Annotated in this window: 17 protein-coding genes; 1 reads left to right on the forward strand and 16 read right to left on the reverse strand. The window is 46.1% G+C overall.

What is annotated here, in order from left to right; all coding sequences use genetic code 11:
* Window positions 1-31 precede the first annotated feature (31 nt).
* Window positions 32-1885 (reverse strand): flagellar hook-length control protein FliK, encoded by a 1854-nt coding sequence (locus R7O13_RS15395; RefSeq protein WP_318304189.1) that lies wholly within the window; start codon window positions 1883-1885, stop codon window positions 32-34.
* A gap of 280 nt (window positions 1886-2165) precedes the next feature.
* Between R7O13_RS15395 and R7O13_RS15400 the strand changes: the two genes are divergently transcribed.
* Complete coding sequence (locus R7O13_RS15400) at window positions 2166-2480, forward strand: NIPSNAP family protein (protein ID WP_213876293.1); 315 nt, start codon at window positions 2166-2168, stop codon at window positions 2478-2480.
* Window positions 2481-2520: 40 nt separating this feature from the next.
* Here the strand turns inward: R7O13_RS15400 and fliJ are convergent, their stop codons facing one another.
* From fliJ to R7O13_RS15475, 15 genes are all read right to left on the reverse strand, one after another.
* Entirely contained in the window at window positions 2521-2964 is a 444-nt protein-coding gene (gene fliJ / locus R7O13_RS15405; protein ID WP_005380474.1) for a flagellar export protein FliJ, read from the reverse strand.
* Between the two features lie 6 nt (window positions 2965-2970).
* Window positions 2971-4290 carry a flagellar protein export ATPase FliI gene (gene fliI / locus R7O13_RS15410; RefSeq protein ID WP_318304192.1) on the reverse strand — a complete coding sequence of 440 codons (1320 nt, stop codon included), beginning with the start codon at window positions 4288-4290 and terminating at the stop codon, window positions 2971-2973.
* 3 nt (window positions 4291-4293) lie between these two features.
* Window positions 4294-5094, reverse strand: coding sequence for a flagellar assembly protein FliH (fliH, locus tag R7O13_RS15415; protein ID WP_005394317.1), 801 nt, complete (start codon window positions 5092-5094; stop codon window positions 4294-4296).
* Window positions 5095-5165: 71 nt separating this feature from the next.
* A complete protein-coding gene (fliG, locus tag R7O13_RS15420; protein ID WP_005380470.1) occupies window positions 5166-6221 on the reverse strand; it encodes a flagellar motor switch protein FliG in 1056 nt (351 codons plus the stop codon).
* The gene (gene fliF / locus R7O13_RS15425) at window positions 6214-7956 is read right to left on the reverse strand and encodes a flagellar basal-body MS-ring/collar protein FliF (protein ID WP_053306693.1); all 1743 of its coding nucleotides are present in this window, start codon (window positions 7954-7956) and stop codon (window positions 6214-6216) included. Before fliF ends, fliG begins: the two co-directional genes overlap by 8 nt.
* Window positions 7957-7970: 14 nt before the next feature.
* Window positions 7971-8282, reverse strand: a complete 312-nt coding sequence (gene fliE / locus R7O13_RS15430) for a flagellar hook-basal body complex protein FliE (protein WP_005384482.1) — start codon at window positions 8280-8282, stop codon at window positions 7971-7973.
* Between the two features lie 122 nt (window positions 8283-8404).
* Complete coding sequence (locus R7O13_RS15435) at window positions 8405-9814, reverse strand: sigma-54-dependent transcriptional regulator (protein WP_213971547.1); 1410 nt, start codon at window positions 9812-9814, stop codon at window positions 8405-8407.
* Between the two features lie 36 nt (window positions 9815-9850).
* The gene (locus tag R7O13_RS15440) at window positions 9851-10882 is read right to left on the reverse strand and encodes a sensor histidine kinase (RefSeq protein WP_005380459.1); all 1032 of its coding nucleotides are present in this window, start codon (window positions 10880-10882) and stop codon (window positions 9851-9853) included.
* A 200-nt stretch (window positions 10883-11082) separates the two neighbouring features.
* On the reverse strand, window positions 11083-12549 hold the full coding sequence (locus tag R7O13_RS15445; RefSeq protein ID WP_005384490.1) for a sigma-54 dependent transcriptional regulator: 1467 nt from the start codon (window positions 12547-12549) through the stop codon (window positions 11083-11085).
* Between the two features lie 287 nt (window positions 12550-12836).
* Window positions 12837-13247, reverse strand: coding sequence for a flagellar export chaperone FliS (gene fliS / locus R7O13_RS15450; protein ID WP_005380457.1), 411 nt, complete (start codon window positions 13245-13247; stop codon window positions 12837-12839).
* A gap of 12 nt (window positions 13248-13259) precedes the next feature.
* Window positions 13260-13565 (reverse strand): flagellar protein FliT, encoded by a 306-nt coding sequence (locus tag R7O13_RS15455; protein WP_005380456.1) that lies wholly within the window; start codon window positions 13563-13565, stop codon window positions 13260-13262.
* Between the two features lie 3 nt (window positions 13566-13568).
* Window positions 13569-15563: a flagellar filament capping protein FliD gene (gene fliD / locus R7O13_RS15460; RefSeq protein ID WP_047102855.1), complete on the reverse strand. Its 1995-nt coding sequence runs from the start codon at window positions 15561-15563 to the stop codon at window positions 13569-13571.
* A 21-nt stretch (window positions 15564-15584) separates the two neighbouring features.
* Complete coding sequence (gene flaG / locus R7O13_RS15465) at window positions 15585-16019, reverse strand: flagellar protein FlaG (protein WP_005380451.1); 435 nt, start codon at window positions 16017-16019, stop codon at window positions 15585-15587.
* Between the two features lie 92 nt (window positions 16020-16111).
* Window positions 16112-17242: a flagellin gene (locus R7O13_RS15470; RefSeq protein WP_005380449.1), complete on the reverse strand. Its 1131-nt coding sequence runs from the start codon at window positions 17240-17242 to the stop codon at window positions 16112-16114.
* A gap of 288 nt (window positions 17243-17530) precedes the next feature.
* Window positions 17531-18058 (reverse strand): flagellin (locus R7O13_RS15475; protein WP_206946719.1); only part of this gene is annotated, 528 nt, incomplete at its 5' end.

Here is an 18058-nt window from a genome sequence, read left to right on the forward strand (position 1 = left end):
TAACCATATTCCATTGCCGTTAAACGGCCTTTTATGCGTAAAAACTAATTCCATCACGCTTTGAAGCGACATTCAAATCCAGATTGACATCAGATTCAAAACCCTCTTCGGACTGTCCAGAAAAACCGCCACTTTGCGCGCTTTGACCATGTTGTTCAGCAGTATACCTACCTTGCTGTTGCCCGCTGTTTTGTTGCTGGACGGAAGAATCAGCCAGCTGCATACCTTGTTGCGCTAGCATTTCTCTCAAACGAGGGAGCGTCTGTTCAATAATGTCACGAGCTTGCGGGTTGTTCACTGTAAAATGTACATTGGCAACGTCATTATTCATGGTCATACGAATTTGCATACGACCTAACTCTGGTGGATCAAGACGAATATCGAGATTTTTCAGATTCTTCGACATCATCATTTGCACTTTTTCCGCAACTTGCTCGTTGGCTAGCTCTTTAGTTAGTTGCAACGGAAGCTGAGCTTGTTGTGCAGCATCAATACGCGCTTGTTGCTGCACATTAATTCCTTGCTGACCTGCCATAGCCTGAAGCTGTCCAGCGAAGCCATGTTGGAGGTCCGGCTTATCTTGTTTATCAGCAGTCGCCTTTAGCGCACCAGTCGCCAATGCTGCGTTCATCACTTTCTGGCTAATCTCTCCGTCTTTCACACCTTGAAGCGACGTCGGCACTTGCGCGGCTATCAACGTATCGGGCGTTGGAGATAATGCGACTTTATCTCCACTATGAGCAGTTTGTGGCTGGGGTACTTGAGCCGCTGTATGCTGGATTTGCTGAGACACTGCCATAGGTCCAGCCTGGCGAGTTAAATTATGTTGTACTTGTTGCTCTGCGAGAATCTGTTTAATGTCATTAGGGAGCGCAACAAATTGGGCAAGGTCTTGATCAGGAATATCCGCCGTGATCCTTCCTTGTTTCAACCCTTCAATGATCTGAGCTTCTTGCTGAGTCAGTGGTTTTCCTTGCGCCAACTTAGTATCTATAACTTCAAGTTCATCCAAGGAGACTCGTGGAAGCGCGTCGATGTTGGAACCATCAACGTCTGTTAACAACGGCGACAGATCATTAGCTACTTCACCACTGACTGCGCTCTTAGTCGTCGGATGGCTGGCTTGTTTCGCTAGCTCTTGCCAAGCAGCAAACTCAGACGAGAGTTTGTCGACATCGATAGGTTGACCATTCTTATCTAAAATTGGCTCTAAGTCTTGCCCTGGGATCATCTGTGCTTGTTCAAGCGAATGAACTAATGGCGTTTCATTCAAAGCCAGCTCATCAAGGTTTGTCGAAACGGTTGCTTGCTCGTGGAACGAATGCACTAAATTCGCTCTCTGAGGCAAAACTTTGCCACTATCGATGGATGCATTACTCGCATTCAGGGTTTGATTCGCTTGTTCAATTCGACCAAGAAGCTGTTGTCCTTCGCCCATCGTGCTTTTTACGTCCATTGTATTTGATGGGTTGCTCGTATCGACTGATGTTGATTTCACTTTTTCAATAGCTTCAACATCATTCTCCAAAGGTGTGCTGTTACTCGCCTTTTGTAAACTTGCTTCTTCACTTAAGGTTGCATTCGGTTTGTTTGCTGATATTTCATCAAAACCATGGGTCTCGTCACTGACGGATTCTTGGCTTTCTTGCGCCAACAATTCGTCCGAGACGTTAGCAGAAGAAGTACTGCCTACATCCGCTCTTTCTTTTTCTTCAACCACTGTCGATTCTGTTGCTACTTTTTCGGGCTTTTGTTTACCAGCAAACGCATCGGTTAACGTTTCTAAAAATCCCTTGCTCTCAGTGCTCTCTGCGGACGCTTTAGCGGACACATCAGAAACTGGCGTCTTGGTAGTCGCAGATACATGGGACAAATTCACACTCATTTAGAAACTCTCGTTCTCGTGGCTCTGAGTATATCGCTGGCAGGCAGCAATACTGGCGGCAAACTAAGGTCAAAAAGACCCGACACTGACAGCTAAAATGCAAAAATCACACCACAATATTGAGCCAATTCTCGGCAAGCTAATAGATGGCATGTTTATGGAACAAACATCAACAATACTATCCGATAACCTGGTTCCTAACATGATGTACAGCTACTTGATTGACTTTGAAAAACGATAAGCGTAAACAGACACTTGGCTTAACAATTAAGGAATCACTTTGAAGATCACAGAATTACGCCAATATAGAATCAGAGCAGGCAAAACAGAACAGTGGCTAAGTTGGATGAAGGAAGAACTGTTGCCCTATCAACGCTCACAAGGCATGCGTGTACTGAATACTTACGTCCACACTGGTGATGATGGACATGACTATTTTGTTTGGCTTAGAGAGTTCGACAATGAACAAGCACGCCAGGTTCTCTACGAAAAAACATACAACGAGTGGTGGGTTCGCGAGATTCGACCGAAGGTATTTGAGCTAATTGAACAAGACTCAATCAAAGTTACCTTACTTGAATCGGTAGAGATGTAGTCAACTGCAACACCGTAATGCAATATCGAACCGATAACCTTTAGAAACGATGTGGTTTTCGACTGTAAAGTAAGGTGGAAAACTCGTCCATTTGCTTTTGTTCGCGCTTAGCTTCAGCAAGTTGTTTCTCTTTTTCGCGTTTGTCTATCATCCACTCATAGGATTTGCGTTCTTTACGCACGGTTAACCAATATTCTTTACAGTTTTCAACCTGCTCTTTGAAATGACTTTCTGCTTGCTTTTGCTTAGATAAAGTTTCATCTAGCTGGGTAAGGAATCGATTTAAGTGTCCATATTGACTTGCCGTTAGGCCCGCCTGACCACGGTCGACGAGCTGCTGGCAATAATCAAGCCGATACTTTTCAATTTGTTCAACCTGACGGTAATAATCTTCGAGTTCAGAACGCGCTTTGTTCAGTGCAAGCACAGCTTGGTCTTCACGATCCTTAGTTTGCTCAAGTAGAAACTCCATCGCATTATTCATGCGCTATCACCCACCCAAAATGTTTCTAAGCATATTGACGCACATATCATATGGCACTGATTCTTTCATGCTCTGCTGCAAGTATTCGTCTAACTTCGGTTTCAAAGTAAATGCGCCATCAATAGCAGGATCGGTACCCGGTTTGTACGCTCCAATCGAGACCAAATCTTGATTCTTGCGACAAATAGACAAGACCTGTCGCACCGCTTTTGACATCAGAACGTGCTCTTCGGTCGTGATTTGCGGCATAACACGGCTCACCGACTTCTCGACATCAATCGCCGGATAATGGCCTGCATCCGCCATTTCACGAGAAAGTACAATATGGCCATCAAGAATGGCTCGCGATGCGTCCGCTATCGGATCTTGCAAATCATCCCCTTCGGTCAACACGGTAAAGAACGCCGTAATCGAGCCTTGTTCGGCACTTCCATTACCCGCTCGCTCAACCAGCGCTGGCAGCTTGGCAAATACAGAAGGCGGGTAGCCTTTCGTCGCTGGCGGCTCACCAACAGAAAGTGCGATTTCACGCTGTGCTTGTGCAAAACGAGTCAACGAGTCCATCAATAGCAGAACATCTAACCCTTGGTCCCGGAAGTATTCAGCAATCGTTAATGCCGTTTGGCACCCCTTTAAGCGCATTAGAGGTGAAGTATCGGCAGGCGCCGCGACCACCACTGAGCGGCGACGACCGTCCTCACCCAAGATCTCTTCGATGAACTCTTTAACTTCACGTCCACGCTCACCTATCAGGCCGACGACCACAACCTGTGCGGTGGTGCCTCGCGTCATCATGCCAAGCGTGACCGATTTACCCACACCAGAACCTGCAAACAGACCGATACGCTGACCTTTACCAACCGTCAACAAACCATTGATGGCTTTTAGGCCAACATCGAGCGGTTCAGAAATTGGTTTTCGAGCCAACGGGTTGATCGGCTCGGCATTAAAAGAGGCACGGTGATCGGTATACAAAGGGCCAAGTCCATCAAGTGGATTCCCAACCCCGTCTATCACGCGCCCAAGTAACTCCATGCCGACAGGCAAACCAGCGTCACTGGTTAAAGGGGTGACTCTCGCGCCAGGTAAAATGCCCGTAATTTGTTCGCTTGGCATTAAAAATAGGTTGTCACCTGAAAAGCCGACAACCTCGGCTTCCATCTGACCTGACATGGTTTCCACTAAGCATAAACTGCCAATTGGTGCGCGACAGCCGGTTGCTTCCAACGTTAACCCAACCACACGCACCAGTTTGCCAGAGGCGACAGGGCGCGTCGTAAGGCCTTCAACTTTGTAGCTTTTTAAGCGGTCAGCGAGTGCTTGCATGGATTACTCACCCTCTTGATGACGGTTTGCGCCACAAAAGCTGTGCAATACGCTTTTGACGCGTTCTTCCATGCGATAATTAATGCTTGATTCGCCGGCTTCAATCTGGACATCACCTCGATTGAGCGATGGCTCAGCAACTAACGTCCAGTTGCGACAATTAAGGTCTTCTTCACCATAAGCTGAACGAATAATCGCGACATCTTCTGGATTCAGGTGCAAGGTAATAGGGTGGCCTGATATTGGTAGCGCTTCGACCGACTGCTTCACTGTATCTAAAATAATTTGAGGGTTGGTTTGTACTTCAACGTGCACCACTTCTTTGACTAAGCAGAGCACCATATCCACCAGCTGCTTTTCAACCTGAGCATTCATCAACTCCAAAGGTTGAGCAAACTGATTGGCCAAGTTCATAAAGGTTTCAACTTGCTGCTGAATGTATTCTTGCCCTGCAGTCACCCCTTCAGCTTTTCCGAGCTCGAGACCTTCAGCATGGCCGGCTTGCAACCCTTCTTCTTTACCTTTGTCGTAACCTTGCTTAAAGCCAGCTTCCTGACCTTGATGTAAGCCTTCTTGATAAGCACCTTGCTTAATCAGTTCAATTTGCTCTTCGGTTAGCGCAAGTGGCTGCTCTTCTTCAGGCTCATCAAAATTCGGCACCCATCCCGGGTCATAGTTGAACGCGGTTTGTTTTGCTTGTTTGGCTTTAGGCTCGCCATAATCAGGCAGCCCCCAACGTTGAGGTTCGATCATCGAATCATCTTCATCAGGACGGATAAATCCACGTTTTCTATCGCCAGCCATGGGTTACCTATTGTGTGTTCGATTAAGAAGTGAGGGTGCTCCGCAATAGGATAATTGCGAAGCAATAGAAATTATAAGAATTCGTCAGCACCGCCAGACAACATGAGCTCACCAGCATCCGCCATTCGACGGGCAATTGCTAAGATTTCTTTCTGAGCGGCTTCTACATCTGCCACTCGTACTGGCGGCATCGCTTCTATGTCATCACGCATCATATCAGCAGCACGTTTAGACATGTTCTTGAAGACTTTCTCACGTAACGAGTCATCTGCACCTTTGAGTGCTTTTTGCAACACGTCTTGTGGTACGTCACGCAGCAACTTCTGAATACCTTGGTCGTCCACCTCGACTAAGTTTTCGAAGACAAACATTAGGTCTTGGATTTGCGTCGCCATGTCTTCGTCCTGATCGCGAATTTGCTCCATCAACAAACCTTCGACGTTGTTGTCTAGGTAGTTCATGATCTCCGCTGCTGCTTTCAGGCCGCCAATTTTGGCTGCTTGTGCACCCGCTTGACCCGCGAACTGTTTCTCCATGATTTCGTTCAGCTCTGCCAATGCTGATGGCTGAACTTCTTCAAGGTTGGCAATACGCATCATCAGATCCAAACGCACGCGCTCAGGGAACTGAGACAAAATCTCTGCAGATTGGTCTGCTTCTAAATAAGACAATACGATAGTTTGAATCTGTGGGTGTTCATTGACAATAATGCTCGCCACTTGGCGTGGGTCCATCCATTTCAAAGAATCCAAGCCTTTTGAGCCCGTACCAAGTAGGATCTGGTCAACTAAGTTGTTGGCTTTGTCTTCACCAAGAGCGGCAACCAGTGCATTACGCATAAAGTCTTCACTGCCCATACCAATGTTGGTGTATTTCTGGATATCCTCCAAAAACGCACGATGAACAGCAGATACCTTGTCTTGGCTGAGATCCTTCGCGCGAGCCATCGCACTACCAACACGCTGAACCTGTTTTGGTTCTAGGTGACGGATAATACCAGCTGCATCTTGTTCATTAAGGCTCAGTAGCAAAATTGCCGCTTTTTCTTCGCCAGTAATGGTTGAAACATCCAGCTCTACTGGCATTCCCGCGGCGTTGTCATCTTGAGGTACGATATCGTTAGCCATTGTCATTCATCCAGTTTTTCACTACTTGAGCAGCCAGTTCAGGTTCATTAGCAACCAGAGCACGAACCGCTTTCAATACATCTTCATCTTTATGAAGGTTTGGCAAATCAATACTTGAGCCAAACTCGAACAGTTCGCTGCTTTCGATGTCACTGCCAATCAAGCTAGTTTCACCATCCGCACCAATCGGCAAGCCGTCTGGTCCGTACATTTCGTCTTCATCATCGCTGGTAGGGTTAAGCAATTTCTTCATTGCTGGGCGAACCAGAACCAACACAACCACAATAATCACTAATGCACTTGCGAACCAACGAACCCAATCACTGAAGTTAGGGTGCTCCCAAATTGGTGGTTCTTCTAGCTGCTCAGCCTCTGGCTCAGCAAACTTTACACTCAATACATTCAGCAAATCGCCACGGCCTTGATCAAAGCCAACAGTACCAATTAATACTTGGCGAATGGCATTGATTTCAGATTCGGACATTGGGGTATAAGTCACTTCACCCGTATCAGGGTTAACTTGACGACGGTCTTTAATCGCAACAGAAACGGTCTGACGAGCCACCGTCCCGGTCTGCTTTCGCTCGTGGCTGATGGTGGTATCTAGCTCAAAGTTACGCGTGGACTCTTTACGAACTGACCCCTGCCCCATGACAGAACCATCTTTCATTTGAGCCACATCTTGCGGAATTGAGGCATCCGCTGGAGGCTGATTACTCAACGCACCCGGAATACCCGCTACCATGTTACCGTTATTGTAATCTTCGAGTGCGTACTCACTGCGGGTCGCAGGGGTGTTCGGATCAAAGCGTTTGCGAGTTTGTTCAACCGCACTGAAATCCATTTGGATGTCAACCTGCGCCGTATAGTTGCCATAACCTAAAATCGGTAATAGTACGGAATCAATTTTTTCGCGCAGCGCTTGTTCTTGGTTGCGTTCTAATTCTTGTTCTTTGCGTCGCGCCGCAGAAGCAGGATCTTGGGAGCCTGAGCTGAGTAAGCGGCCATGCTGATCTGTGACGGTAATTCGAGAAGTTTTCATTCCCGGCACGGCACTCGCTACCATGTCGACAATAGAATCCACTTCTTGCTGCTTAAGGTTCGTGCCTGTCGACAATGTCAAAAATACCGACGCAGACGCTTCTTGGTTATGACGCACAAATACGCTGTGCTTTGGCAGTGCCAATAACACTCGTGCTTTGCGAACTTGCTTCATTTCTTCAATTGCTTGAGCCAATTGGCGCTCTCGACTGAGTTTGAGACGCTCTTGCTCGAGACGTTGTGAAACACCAAAACCCATGTCTTGCAGCAAAATATCATCGCCTGCTTCTGTAGCTTGGTTAACGCCGGAACGAACCATGCCAAGTTTGATCGAGTTGTACTCACTCGATTCAACAGAAACAGTATTGCCATCAAGCTTATAATTGATTTTCTGCTGGTCCAGATAATCCAGAACGGGGATCAATTCTTCGGTCTCATACGCACCAAGTGGGCGCATCTCCGGTTCTTTGACCCAAAAGAACAGCATCACGATCAATGCAACACAGATGGATATCGACAGCACAAGCACAACCTGACGAAGTAAATCGAGGTCGCCCACTGCCATATCGAATTTTGACGCACTACGCTCCTCTAGATCTGGATTTTGACTCTCCACATCCACATCGGAACTTGCTACCAGTGCACCATCTGAGCCGCCTTCAGTGACGGTTAAATCTGTAGACTTGTCTGCCACACTTATTACCTAAATTACACTGGCATGTTCATGAGGTCTTTATATGCCTCAACGAGTTTATTGCGAATTTGAACCGTCGCATCAAAAGCGACACTAGACTTGTTACGAGCGATCATAACGTCAGAAAGGGATACATCGGCATCACCACGATCAAAACGGGTTTGTAAATCACCAGATGCTTTTTGAAGTGTGTTCACGTTATTGATGGCTTTAGTTAGGAGATCGTTAAAATCCGCTCCAACTTTCGCCCCACTTGCAGTAGGAGCCGTATTGGTTGCTTCTACCATCATGGCGCGCATTTCTGCCTGAATACCATCAATTTTCATTAGCACCTCTAAGCCAAAAGATTGACTATTAACAAAACTGATTATTGACACAGCAATTAACGTGCCATAAGACATTAGCAATCAATTTACTTACACTTTTCGTCTTATGGCCGTTGTCTGTGTTAATTCGGGATATCTATACCAGCATCACGCATTTTGGCAAGCTTATAGCGCAAGGTTCGAGGGCTTATACCCAGTTTCTCCGCCATTTCTTTGCGTCGACCATTACAGTCAACCAAAGTCTCCAAAATAATGGCGTATTCTTGATCGCGCAGCTCGCTGCCTAAGCCTTCTCCACCAGTTACTGGGCGGCTAACACTCTCAGCTTGAGCAACTGGCTTAACATTGGGCACGACCATATCTGCGTTTTGCACCACGTGTTGCAAGCTATTGGCATCTTGCCAATCTACGCCCTCAAGCAAAATGTGCTCTGCATCGATGTCGCCATTTTCACTTAATATCAGCGCTCGTTGAACCACGTTATCCAATTCACGAACATTACCTGGCCAAGGGTATTGCAATAGTTTTTCTAACGCAACGGTCGAGAATTGAGGCACTGGCATGCCCATTTTGCTGCAATGACGCTCAGCAAGATGCTTGGCAAGCGGTGCAATATCGCCTTTACGTTCTTTAAGTGCAGGCCACGCAATTGGGAATACATTCAGGCGGTAATATAAGTCCTCTCTGAAGTTTCCTTCTGACACGTATTGCTTAAGATCACGGTTACTCGTCGCTAACACACGAACATCTAACTTGATGCTTTTGCGACTGCCTAGGCGCTCTACTTCTCGCTCTTGCAAAACACGCAATAACTTCGCTTGCAGGTTCAAGTCCATCTCACTGATTTCATCAAGTAAGATTGTGCCACCTTGCGCTTGTTCAAACTTTCCTGGGCATGCCTGAACAGCACCAGTAAATGCGCCCTTTTCATAGCCAAACAGTGTTGCTTCGAGCATATTGTCAGGAATCGCGGCACAGTTAATTGCGACAAAAGGACCATTTTTACGATTTGACGCGTTGTGAATATAACGCGACATCACTTCTTTACCTGAGCCACTCGGACCTAGCACCATAACATTCGCATCTGTACGTGCCACTTTATCGGCCAACGCGAGTAAGCGCAGACTTTTCTCATCAGCAACGATTGCATCACCGTTGTCATCACTTTTTATCGGTGCATAACGACTGACCATATTTAGCAACACTTCTGGTGCAAATGGTTTCGCCATGTAGTCAATCGCGCCATCTTTCATTGCAGACACGGCATCTTCAATGTTGGCGTACGCCGTCATTAGCAATACTGGTAAGTTAGGCCAATTCTGCTTGATGCTTTTGAGCAGAGCTAAGCCACCCATACCCGCCATTTGCACATCAGAAACGACGATATCAACCGTATTCGATTTCAGCTTCAACAGTGCATCTTCAGCACAGTCCGCTTCCAACCACTTATACCCTGCCAGAGCCAGAGTATCGACTAGGGCTTCACGAAGACCTTCATCGTCTTCTACGATCAGCACTTTGCTTTGCGCCATTATGATTCTCCAGAAATTGTTATTACCAAAAGCCGCCTATTGCGCTTCTGTTTGCACTCGCTCTAGCGGAATGCACATGGTGAAGCAGGCTCCATCACCCTGCTCTGAAATAAGCTCCAATCGACCGTCATGGGCACGGCAAACCATTTGAACAACTGCCAACCCTAATCCAGTTCCTTGAGAACGTGTGGTAAAAAATGGCTCCATGATTTTGGCTTGCAGTTCTTCGGGCACACCCGGTCCGCTGTCTTGCACAGAAATGCGTAACTCACCATTTACCGGGCGGAAAAAAATATCGACTTGCGATTCTTTACCAGACATTTGAATCGCATTCATGACCAGATTACTCAATGCGGATGCAATGGCGTTCGCATTGCCTAGTAGTTCAGTTTGTTCTTCTTCCACTTCTAGGCAGTAATCAATACTGTTGTTTTTTAGCGCGGTTTCGACCATCGGCTGATATTCCGCTACCAACTGGGCAATCGTAAATGGCTTAATGACTTTATTATCACCACCTTTAGCAAAAAGCAGCATATCATTAACCTGCTTTTCCAAATCGTGCAGTCGATCCATTAATTTGGTTTGGAAGCGATCTTTTGTCGCTGGAGGAAGATTTGGCGCTCCCAAATTGGATGCATATAACATAGCGCTCGACAGCGGCGTTCTTACTTGGTGAGCAAGCGACGCAACCATACGTCCTAACGACGATAAGCGCTGTAAATCACTGACACGAGCTTGAAGTAAACGGGTTTCGGTTAAATCGGTAATCAGGATCAATTGACCTGTTGTGGACGCCGAGATGGCGAGTCGAACTTTACGGCCATTACGTAATGAAACTTCATGGCCATCATCTTCACGTGGGTCAAACACCGCCTGAATAACGTTGAACCATTTTTCGTTAACCAGTGGAATCTCAAGAATTCGGTGCGCTTCTGGATTTGCTTCACGCACTACTCCGTACGTATCGAGCAAAATCACTCCAGCAGGCATCACATCGAGCACCTGTTTGTAGCGCTCAACCTGATTCTCTACGGAATCTAAATGGGATTGATTGGTGTTGTTATCCATTACTGCCTGTCGAAATATCGCCGCTAAAACTAAAATAGCTTGGTAAGCAATTAGCGTACCAAGCTATTTTTTTATATTTTTCAGGACGTTAAGCCATCGACAATAAGTTGACACTCAGAGGTAACGGTTTTGGATGCCAGAAAAACGATGTTAACTAGCACAAGTGATAATTCAGATATCGTCTTAAAACTTCACTTTACCTAGCGCTGTAAGTTGTACTTACGCATTTTTTCCACCAGCGTAGTACGTCGCATACCCAGCATGTCGGCCGCTCTTGCTACAACGCCACCCTGCGCTTCTAATGCTTGGCTGATCATATTAACTTCTAAATCAGCCAGCAGCTCTTTCAAATTAACCCCTTCCGGTGGCAGCGCTTGCGGGGCGTTCATGCTGTGATCAAGGTCGTCTTGATCTTCAAAGCTAAAATCTTCAGAGAAGATATCTTGGAATACATCACGCTCTTGCTCTTCCACCGAAACAAATGGATTGCTCTCTGGTTGGAACTCTGGGATGTCACTGTAGCGATATTTGGTTGGTAGATGGTTTACATCCACTAAGCTATTTGGATACAGAATAATCATTCGCTCAACAAGATTAGCCAACTCGCGTACGTTGCCCGGCCAGTTATGCTCCATCAGTGAGTTGATTGCACGAGGTGTAAAACAGATAGGTTGTCCGCCCTCCGCCTCTAAACGTGTCATCAGTTCTTGCAGCAGCAATGGTATATCTTGTTTGCGCTCTTTCAGCGCTGGCATCTCAATTGGAAACACGTTCAGACGATAGAACAAGTCTTCTCGGAACGTACCTTCTTCAATCATATTTTCTAGATTACGGTGTGTCGCCGCCACAACTCGAACATTTACCTTGATGGTACTATTGCCACCTACACGTTCAAAGCAGCGTTCTTGCAATACACGAAGCAACTTTACTTGCATCGACATTGGCATATCGCCAATCTCATCAAGAAAGATAGTGCCACCATCTGCGAGCTCAAATCGACCTTTACGGGCAGTTAACGCACCAGTAAACGCGCCTTTTTCGTGACCAAATAATTCGCTTTCTAGGAGCTCAGGCGGTATTGCACCACAGTTAATAGGTACAAATGCGCCATCGCGGTATGAAGAGTGATAGTGGATGTTACGCGCAACAACTTCTTTACCCGTACCGGACTCACCTAAGATCAACACGTTTGCTTCCGTGTTTGATACTTGCTCAATCAGGTGTCGAACTTCTTGAATACCTCTACTTTGACCAACTAAGCTGCGAAAAAGCGTGTTTTTGCGTGCACTAGCAACAACATTCACTCCTTTTCGCCCCAGAAAATCTTTGCAGTGGCGTAACGCTTCACTAAGCTGTGGGTAATTAAGCGGCAGCTCTAGTTCACCAACAAAATTTGGAAGATCATCAACAGGCAAAGGAAAACGGCCCATGACTAGAAGAGGGATGTGGTAAGCGCTGTTTAAATGAGAGATAACCGTACTCGCCGCTTGACCTGCTGGAATATTACCAACAATACAGCACGACCATACGCTAGACCAATCAACATCGCTGAGCTGATCAGAACTGACCGCTTCGCAATTTTCTCCAACAAATTCCAATATATTGCTTAAATTTAAACGACTTGATGCGTCATCATCAATTACAAGCAGCTTTGCCAAACCATGCATAAGTAAGAATGATTGCCTTTATTTTAGGTGCGTTGCGGCCAAACCTTGATTTGCGCAATTGGGTGCTAAAGAAGGCAGAACCACCACACTCAATTTACGATAGACAAAATAGGAAAATCAGCAACAAAAAAGCCATTAGGGCTACTAATGGCTTCTATTTTATTTGAATATAAAAATAAGGCAACCAAGCAATGGAGAGGTGTGAGCTTGATAGAAACTTTGCTACACAACTCGTTGCGCAATTGACAAATATATTCGTCTAGTATCTTAACGCATTGTTTTGACTATTAAATACCAACTTCAGCAGCGGTAAGATTATGAAACTCTGTTGGGATTTGGTCCCAAGCGGACTTGATCTCACGGATAATGTCGATAACGTCGTCGATCAGCTGAGGCTCATTTTGATGGTTAGCAGCAGAAATTTGCGTGATCATAAACTCATACAGTGAATCTAAGTTTGAAGCAATATCACCACCGTCATCCATAGATAGACAGCTGCGTAGCGCGATAATGATGTCTAACGCTTTACCCAAGCGCTCACCTTTTGCTGGAATATTGCCTGCTTGCATGGCTGCTTTACCTTGAATAAGGCGCTCAATCGCACCAGCCATAAGCATTTGAATGACTTTGTGCGGAGAAGCCGCGCTAAGCTGGCTGTCGACTGATACCTTTTTGTATGCTTGCAAAGAACCGCGCATAGTAATCCTCTTTTAAATAAATTTTTTGTACTGCTGAAGTGAACGCTGGCCATAACGAAACTTATGGAGCTCTTTTCCGACCTTTGACGTTTCCGATTGCATCAGCTCGACAATTCTTTTGGTACGAGTTAGCAACGCTTGCCACTCTGCATCCTGCTTAACCAAAGGATTTTGATGAATAATTGGTAACAGGTTTTGCAATAACCGTTCCCTGATATCGACCAAGCGAAGAATTTCTTCAGCATTAAAATCAATTTTTTCTAATTCTTGCGTAATCAGTTGATCTATATCACTAATTTCCATGAGTTCTTTTTGCATTTATTAACCCAACGCACTCATCAAAGCGCCTAACTGGCCTTGCATTTTACCGGTTGCATCTTGCATCGCGGTAAACTTCGCATGAGTACGCTTCTCTAGGCTTTCCATGCGGCGATCTAATGCCGCTTGATCGTCACTCAAACGGTAGTTTTGTTCTGTGAGACTTTTTTCTCGAGTACGAATACTGCCTGTAATACCTGTGATACCGTGAATCGCATCTTCTACTCGTTTAGCAAAACCTGTGTTGCCACCGAAGAACTTTTCTAACTCGTTGAAGTTATTGTTCAACTGGCGGTCTAGCATGTCATAGTTGATTTCTAGGGTGCCTTGACGTGTGGTCGTAATGCCAAATTCTGTTAAGGACTTTAGGTTTTCAGGTGCTTTATCGATTCGAGTAGAAAAGACCGATTTTAATCGTGAATCTGCACTACGTACGGTGCTGTCACCTGACAACGGCCCTTTTTGACCCGTTACCGGATCCACACTCGCCAACGCTTGGGAGGTTTGATAAAACGAGTTATACGCTGCCACAAAGTTTTCGATATCGTTGCGTACACTTTGACGGTCGTACTCGACACCAATTTCAGCAGGCGGTTTATTCGGTTCTGATTTGCCTTTTAGTGTTAAATCAACACCTTCGATCGCATCTTCAATCACATTGTTGTGGCTAGATAGCTTCGCCACTCCATCAAGCAGAACTTCTGAATCTTGCCCTGCTTGTACTTCTGTCATTCCAAGGTATTCTTCAAAAGCAGATTGTGCCTTTGCGATTTTCGCTTCTGCTTCATCAATTTTTTCCAGACGCTCACGTTCTTGAGGATCAAGTTTAGCGCGATGAATTTGCTTAGCTTGCGCTTCGGAAAGTTCACCACGTGCCACTTTTTCGTCTAACGCTTGCTTTTCACTCGCAATTTTTTGCTCGATTTCCGCTTTTTCTTGCTCAAGAAGCTGCTTAGCCTCTTTCGTCGTAACGTAAGAATCGGTTAGGGTGCCCGATGCGGCATTATTCCAGCCTGGTACATCTGGTGCCTTCTCTATTGCCTTTTCGTCGAGTTCGAGCTCTGGTTCTTCATAAGAGTCCAACAAAGTACCTGACGCAGTTTCTGTCCACCCTGGAATTCTGTCTTCAGGGCGTAAGCTCGCGCGTCGGTTGGCTTCATCAATGGCTTCTTGACCAGCTTTGGCTGCTTCTGCACCCGCCGCAGAGATTGGCGCCTGCGATGCATCATCTTGTACATCGTCTGCCGCTTTTTGCTCTTCTGGAGGTAGAGGATTGCCGTTTGCATCCAGCTCTTCTGCTGGTTGTTCCGGAAATTTAAGAGGACCTAAGACATCTTCCGCCGCTGAACGAGCTTCTTCAAGCGCGTTGACGCGGTCTTCAAGTGTTTGGTATTCGAAATATTTAAGAGGGTTGCCTTTTTCTGCCTCCACACTGACTCTGATTTGATGATCCTTACCAGAGAGGTTAGAAGCAAGGATAAGGCGTGGACCTTCGACGTCGTTAATAAGAGATGCACGAACGCCAGGGTTATCTTTAGCGCCATTGATGCCACGTACGACATCGATGAGCTTAGATCGGGAACGAACATCGATATTAAAACGCTCATCACCAAGCGAAATCTGCAGCTTACCAGGGCCAAATTTTGCGTCTTCTGGCAATACGTCAGAAGCGACTTTATGGCTCTGAGCAAGCTGCAACACATCGATAGCATATTTGCCAGCGATAGCATCTGTGGTTGCCGTGGCAGATACAATATTGTCATTGGTCGTTTCGACGGTGCGAACGGCAAATGCTTTCTCCTGACGAAAGTTCGCCATGAGATTTTTCATCGTATCCAATGATTCTCTGAGTCGTCCGTAAGCACTGATACTGGCATTAATTGTCGTGCGTTCGTTGTCGATGCGTTGCTGCTTTGGTACGCGTTCGGCATCCACAATTTTGCTGACCATGGAATTAATATCCATGCCGCCAGACATCCCCAAAGGGCCTAAACTCATCAAATCACCTCTAAAAACGACTTACACTTTTTCAGTCAACAACCCGCTGTTGGCTGTGTGCTCAGCTAGGCGACGCAATACCACTAGCATTTCTTCATCAGGAATTTGACGAATCACGTCACCGGTATTGGCTTCATAAATCGTCACCACATCTCGTCCGGATTCTTCATCCACTCGAAATGCGACTCCTTTGTTTATGGACGTGACAAATTCATTCATTTGCGCGACCAATTTTTCACGTTCTTCTTTGTTCAGTTCTTGACGGCTTTCAGCCATCTCGAGCGCAGCTTGAACAGAGAAGTCGTATTCGGTGTTTTTCGCTTTTTGCGGCGAAATCTCACCATTTGAATTTGCTGGGCTAGACGTGCCTATATCATTGCCATTTTTATTTGCAAACTTTGTGCCATTTGGCGTGCCGTAAGGCTGGATGTTCGATGCGTAGGAGGATATATCCATTACAATCTCCCTTCCACCTTATGGGCTAACGATAGAATCTATCGCTTTGGTGCCCCAGCACTAAGGTGTTGACCTCAGGCTGGGTTTACCACTTAGCCCAACAAGCTTAGCGCTGCAGATGGAGACTGCTTCGCTTGAGCCAGGATTGAAGTACTTGCTTGCTGAAGAATTTGCGACTTAGTCATCGCAGTGGTTTCCTTCGCGTAATCAGTATCTTTAATACGGCTTTTAGACGCGTTAACGTTCTCGTTAATGTTGTCTAGGTTGCTGATTGCGTGGTTGAAGCGGTTTTGGAAAGCACCGAGTGAAGCTCGTTGGCTGTCTACGGACTTAAGAGCACCGTCGATAACCGCTACTGCTTCTTGAGAGCCAGCTACTGTGGTTACGTCGATGTCTTTCACTGTTACGTCTTTCGGGCCACCAAAGCCGATCTCGTCTGCTAGGTTGCCAGAAAACTCAACATCACCTTCAACTTTTTGAGAAGAAGCAAATACTTGTAGTTTGCCATCTTCGCCAACAGAGGCTTTTACATCATCGTTTTGACCGTTGATGTATGTCGCTAGCTGCTCAATATCATCGCCTTGCTTAGCGCTGATTGATAGCTCTTTCTCTTCACCCTGCTTGTTGGTGTAGCTCATTTTGAACTCTGTTTTCTCACCAACAGTCCAAGATGCGTCTTTACCCTCTTCTGCTGCGTAGCTCTTACCACCCATTGCTGAAGTGTCTGAGCGTAGGTTACCCATAGAAAGCATCACGGCTTCACCTGAGTCCGCACCGATTTGGAAAGATTGAGTACCGTAAGTACCGTTTAGAAGCTTGTTACCACCGAAAGAGGTAGTTTCAGCAATACGGTTTAGCTCGTCGTTTAGCGCTGTTACTTCTTCTTGGATCGCTACACGTTCTGCTTTTGAGTTAGAGCCGTTCGCCGATTGAAGCGAAAGATCACGCATACGTTGTAGGATGTTGGTAGATTCATTCATTGCACCTTCAGCAACCTGTGCAATAGAAATACCGTCGTTTGCGTTTTTCACTGCCATATCTAGGCCACGGCTTTGTGCATTCAAACGGTTTGAAATCTGTAGACCTGCAGCATCGTCTTTCGCGCTATTGATTTTATAACCCGAAGACAAACGCTCCATAGATTTTTGTTGACCGTCAGCTGCCTGGTTTAGGTAACGCTGTGCAGTCATCGCAGAAACGTTAGTATTAACGTTAATCGCCATAATTGATCTCCTTAAGGCTTTAGTGAATGTACCGTCGTGTCTCTCACCTCACTTAGGTACATCTCATTTCTCTCAGTCCCTTTAACGGCGACCGATGAATATCCTTTAGAAGAAATTTTCAATTTTTTGCGATTATTTTCTTTGGCTTACTGAAATGTGATGAAGCTCTAATGTCGTGATTCGCAGAAATCCTGGGGCCCCAAAAGACAGAAAAAAACCCAGCCGAAGCTGGGTTTACTCGCTCATCTCTCACCACGAGCCAATAAGGTTCTCGTCTTAGGTTTGAAATTAACCTAGCAGACTTAGCGCTGAGTTTGGCGCTTGTTTCGCTTGCGCAAGGATTGAGCTTGACGCTTGCGATAGAATTTGTGACTTGGTCATTGCCGTCGTTTCTTTCGCGAAGTCAGTATCTTTGATACGGCTCTTCGACGCATTCACGTTCTCGTTAATGTTGTCCAAATTGCTGATTGCGTGGTTGAAACGGTTCTGGAATGCACCCAGCTCTGCGCGGTGGCTGTCTACGTATTTCAGTGCTGCATCGATGATAGCAACAGATTCTTGTGCGCCACCAACTGAGGTTACGTCGATAGTATCTACCGTTACTTTTTTACCTTCGCCCAAACCTAGCTCACCAGATAGGCCGCCTGAAAACTCGACTTCGCCTTCGACTTTGTTGTTGCCAGCAAAGATTTGCAGTTTACCGTCTTGGTCTACTGAGGCTTTCACTAGGTCAGTTTGACCGTTAATGTAAGTCGCAAGCTCTTCGATATCGTCACCCGCTTTTGCGCTGATGTTGATTTCTTGCTCTTGGCCGTA

This window comes from Vibrio sp. Y176 (assembly GCF_033438945.1).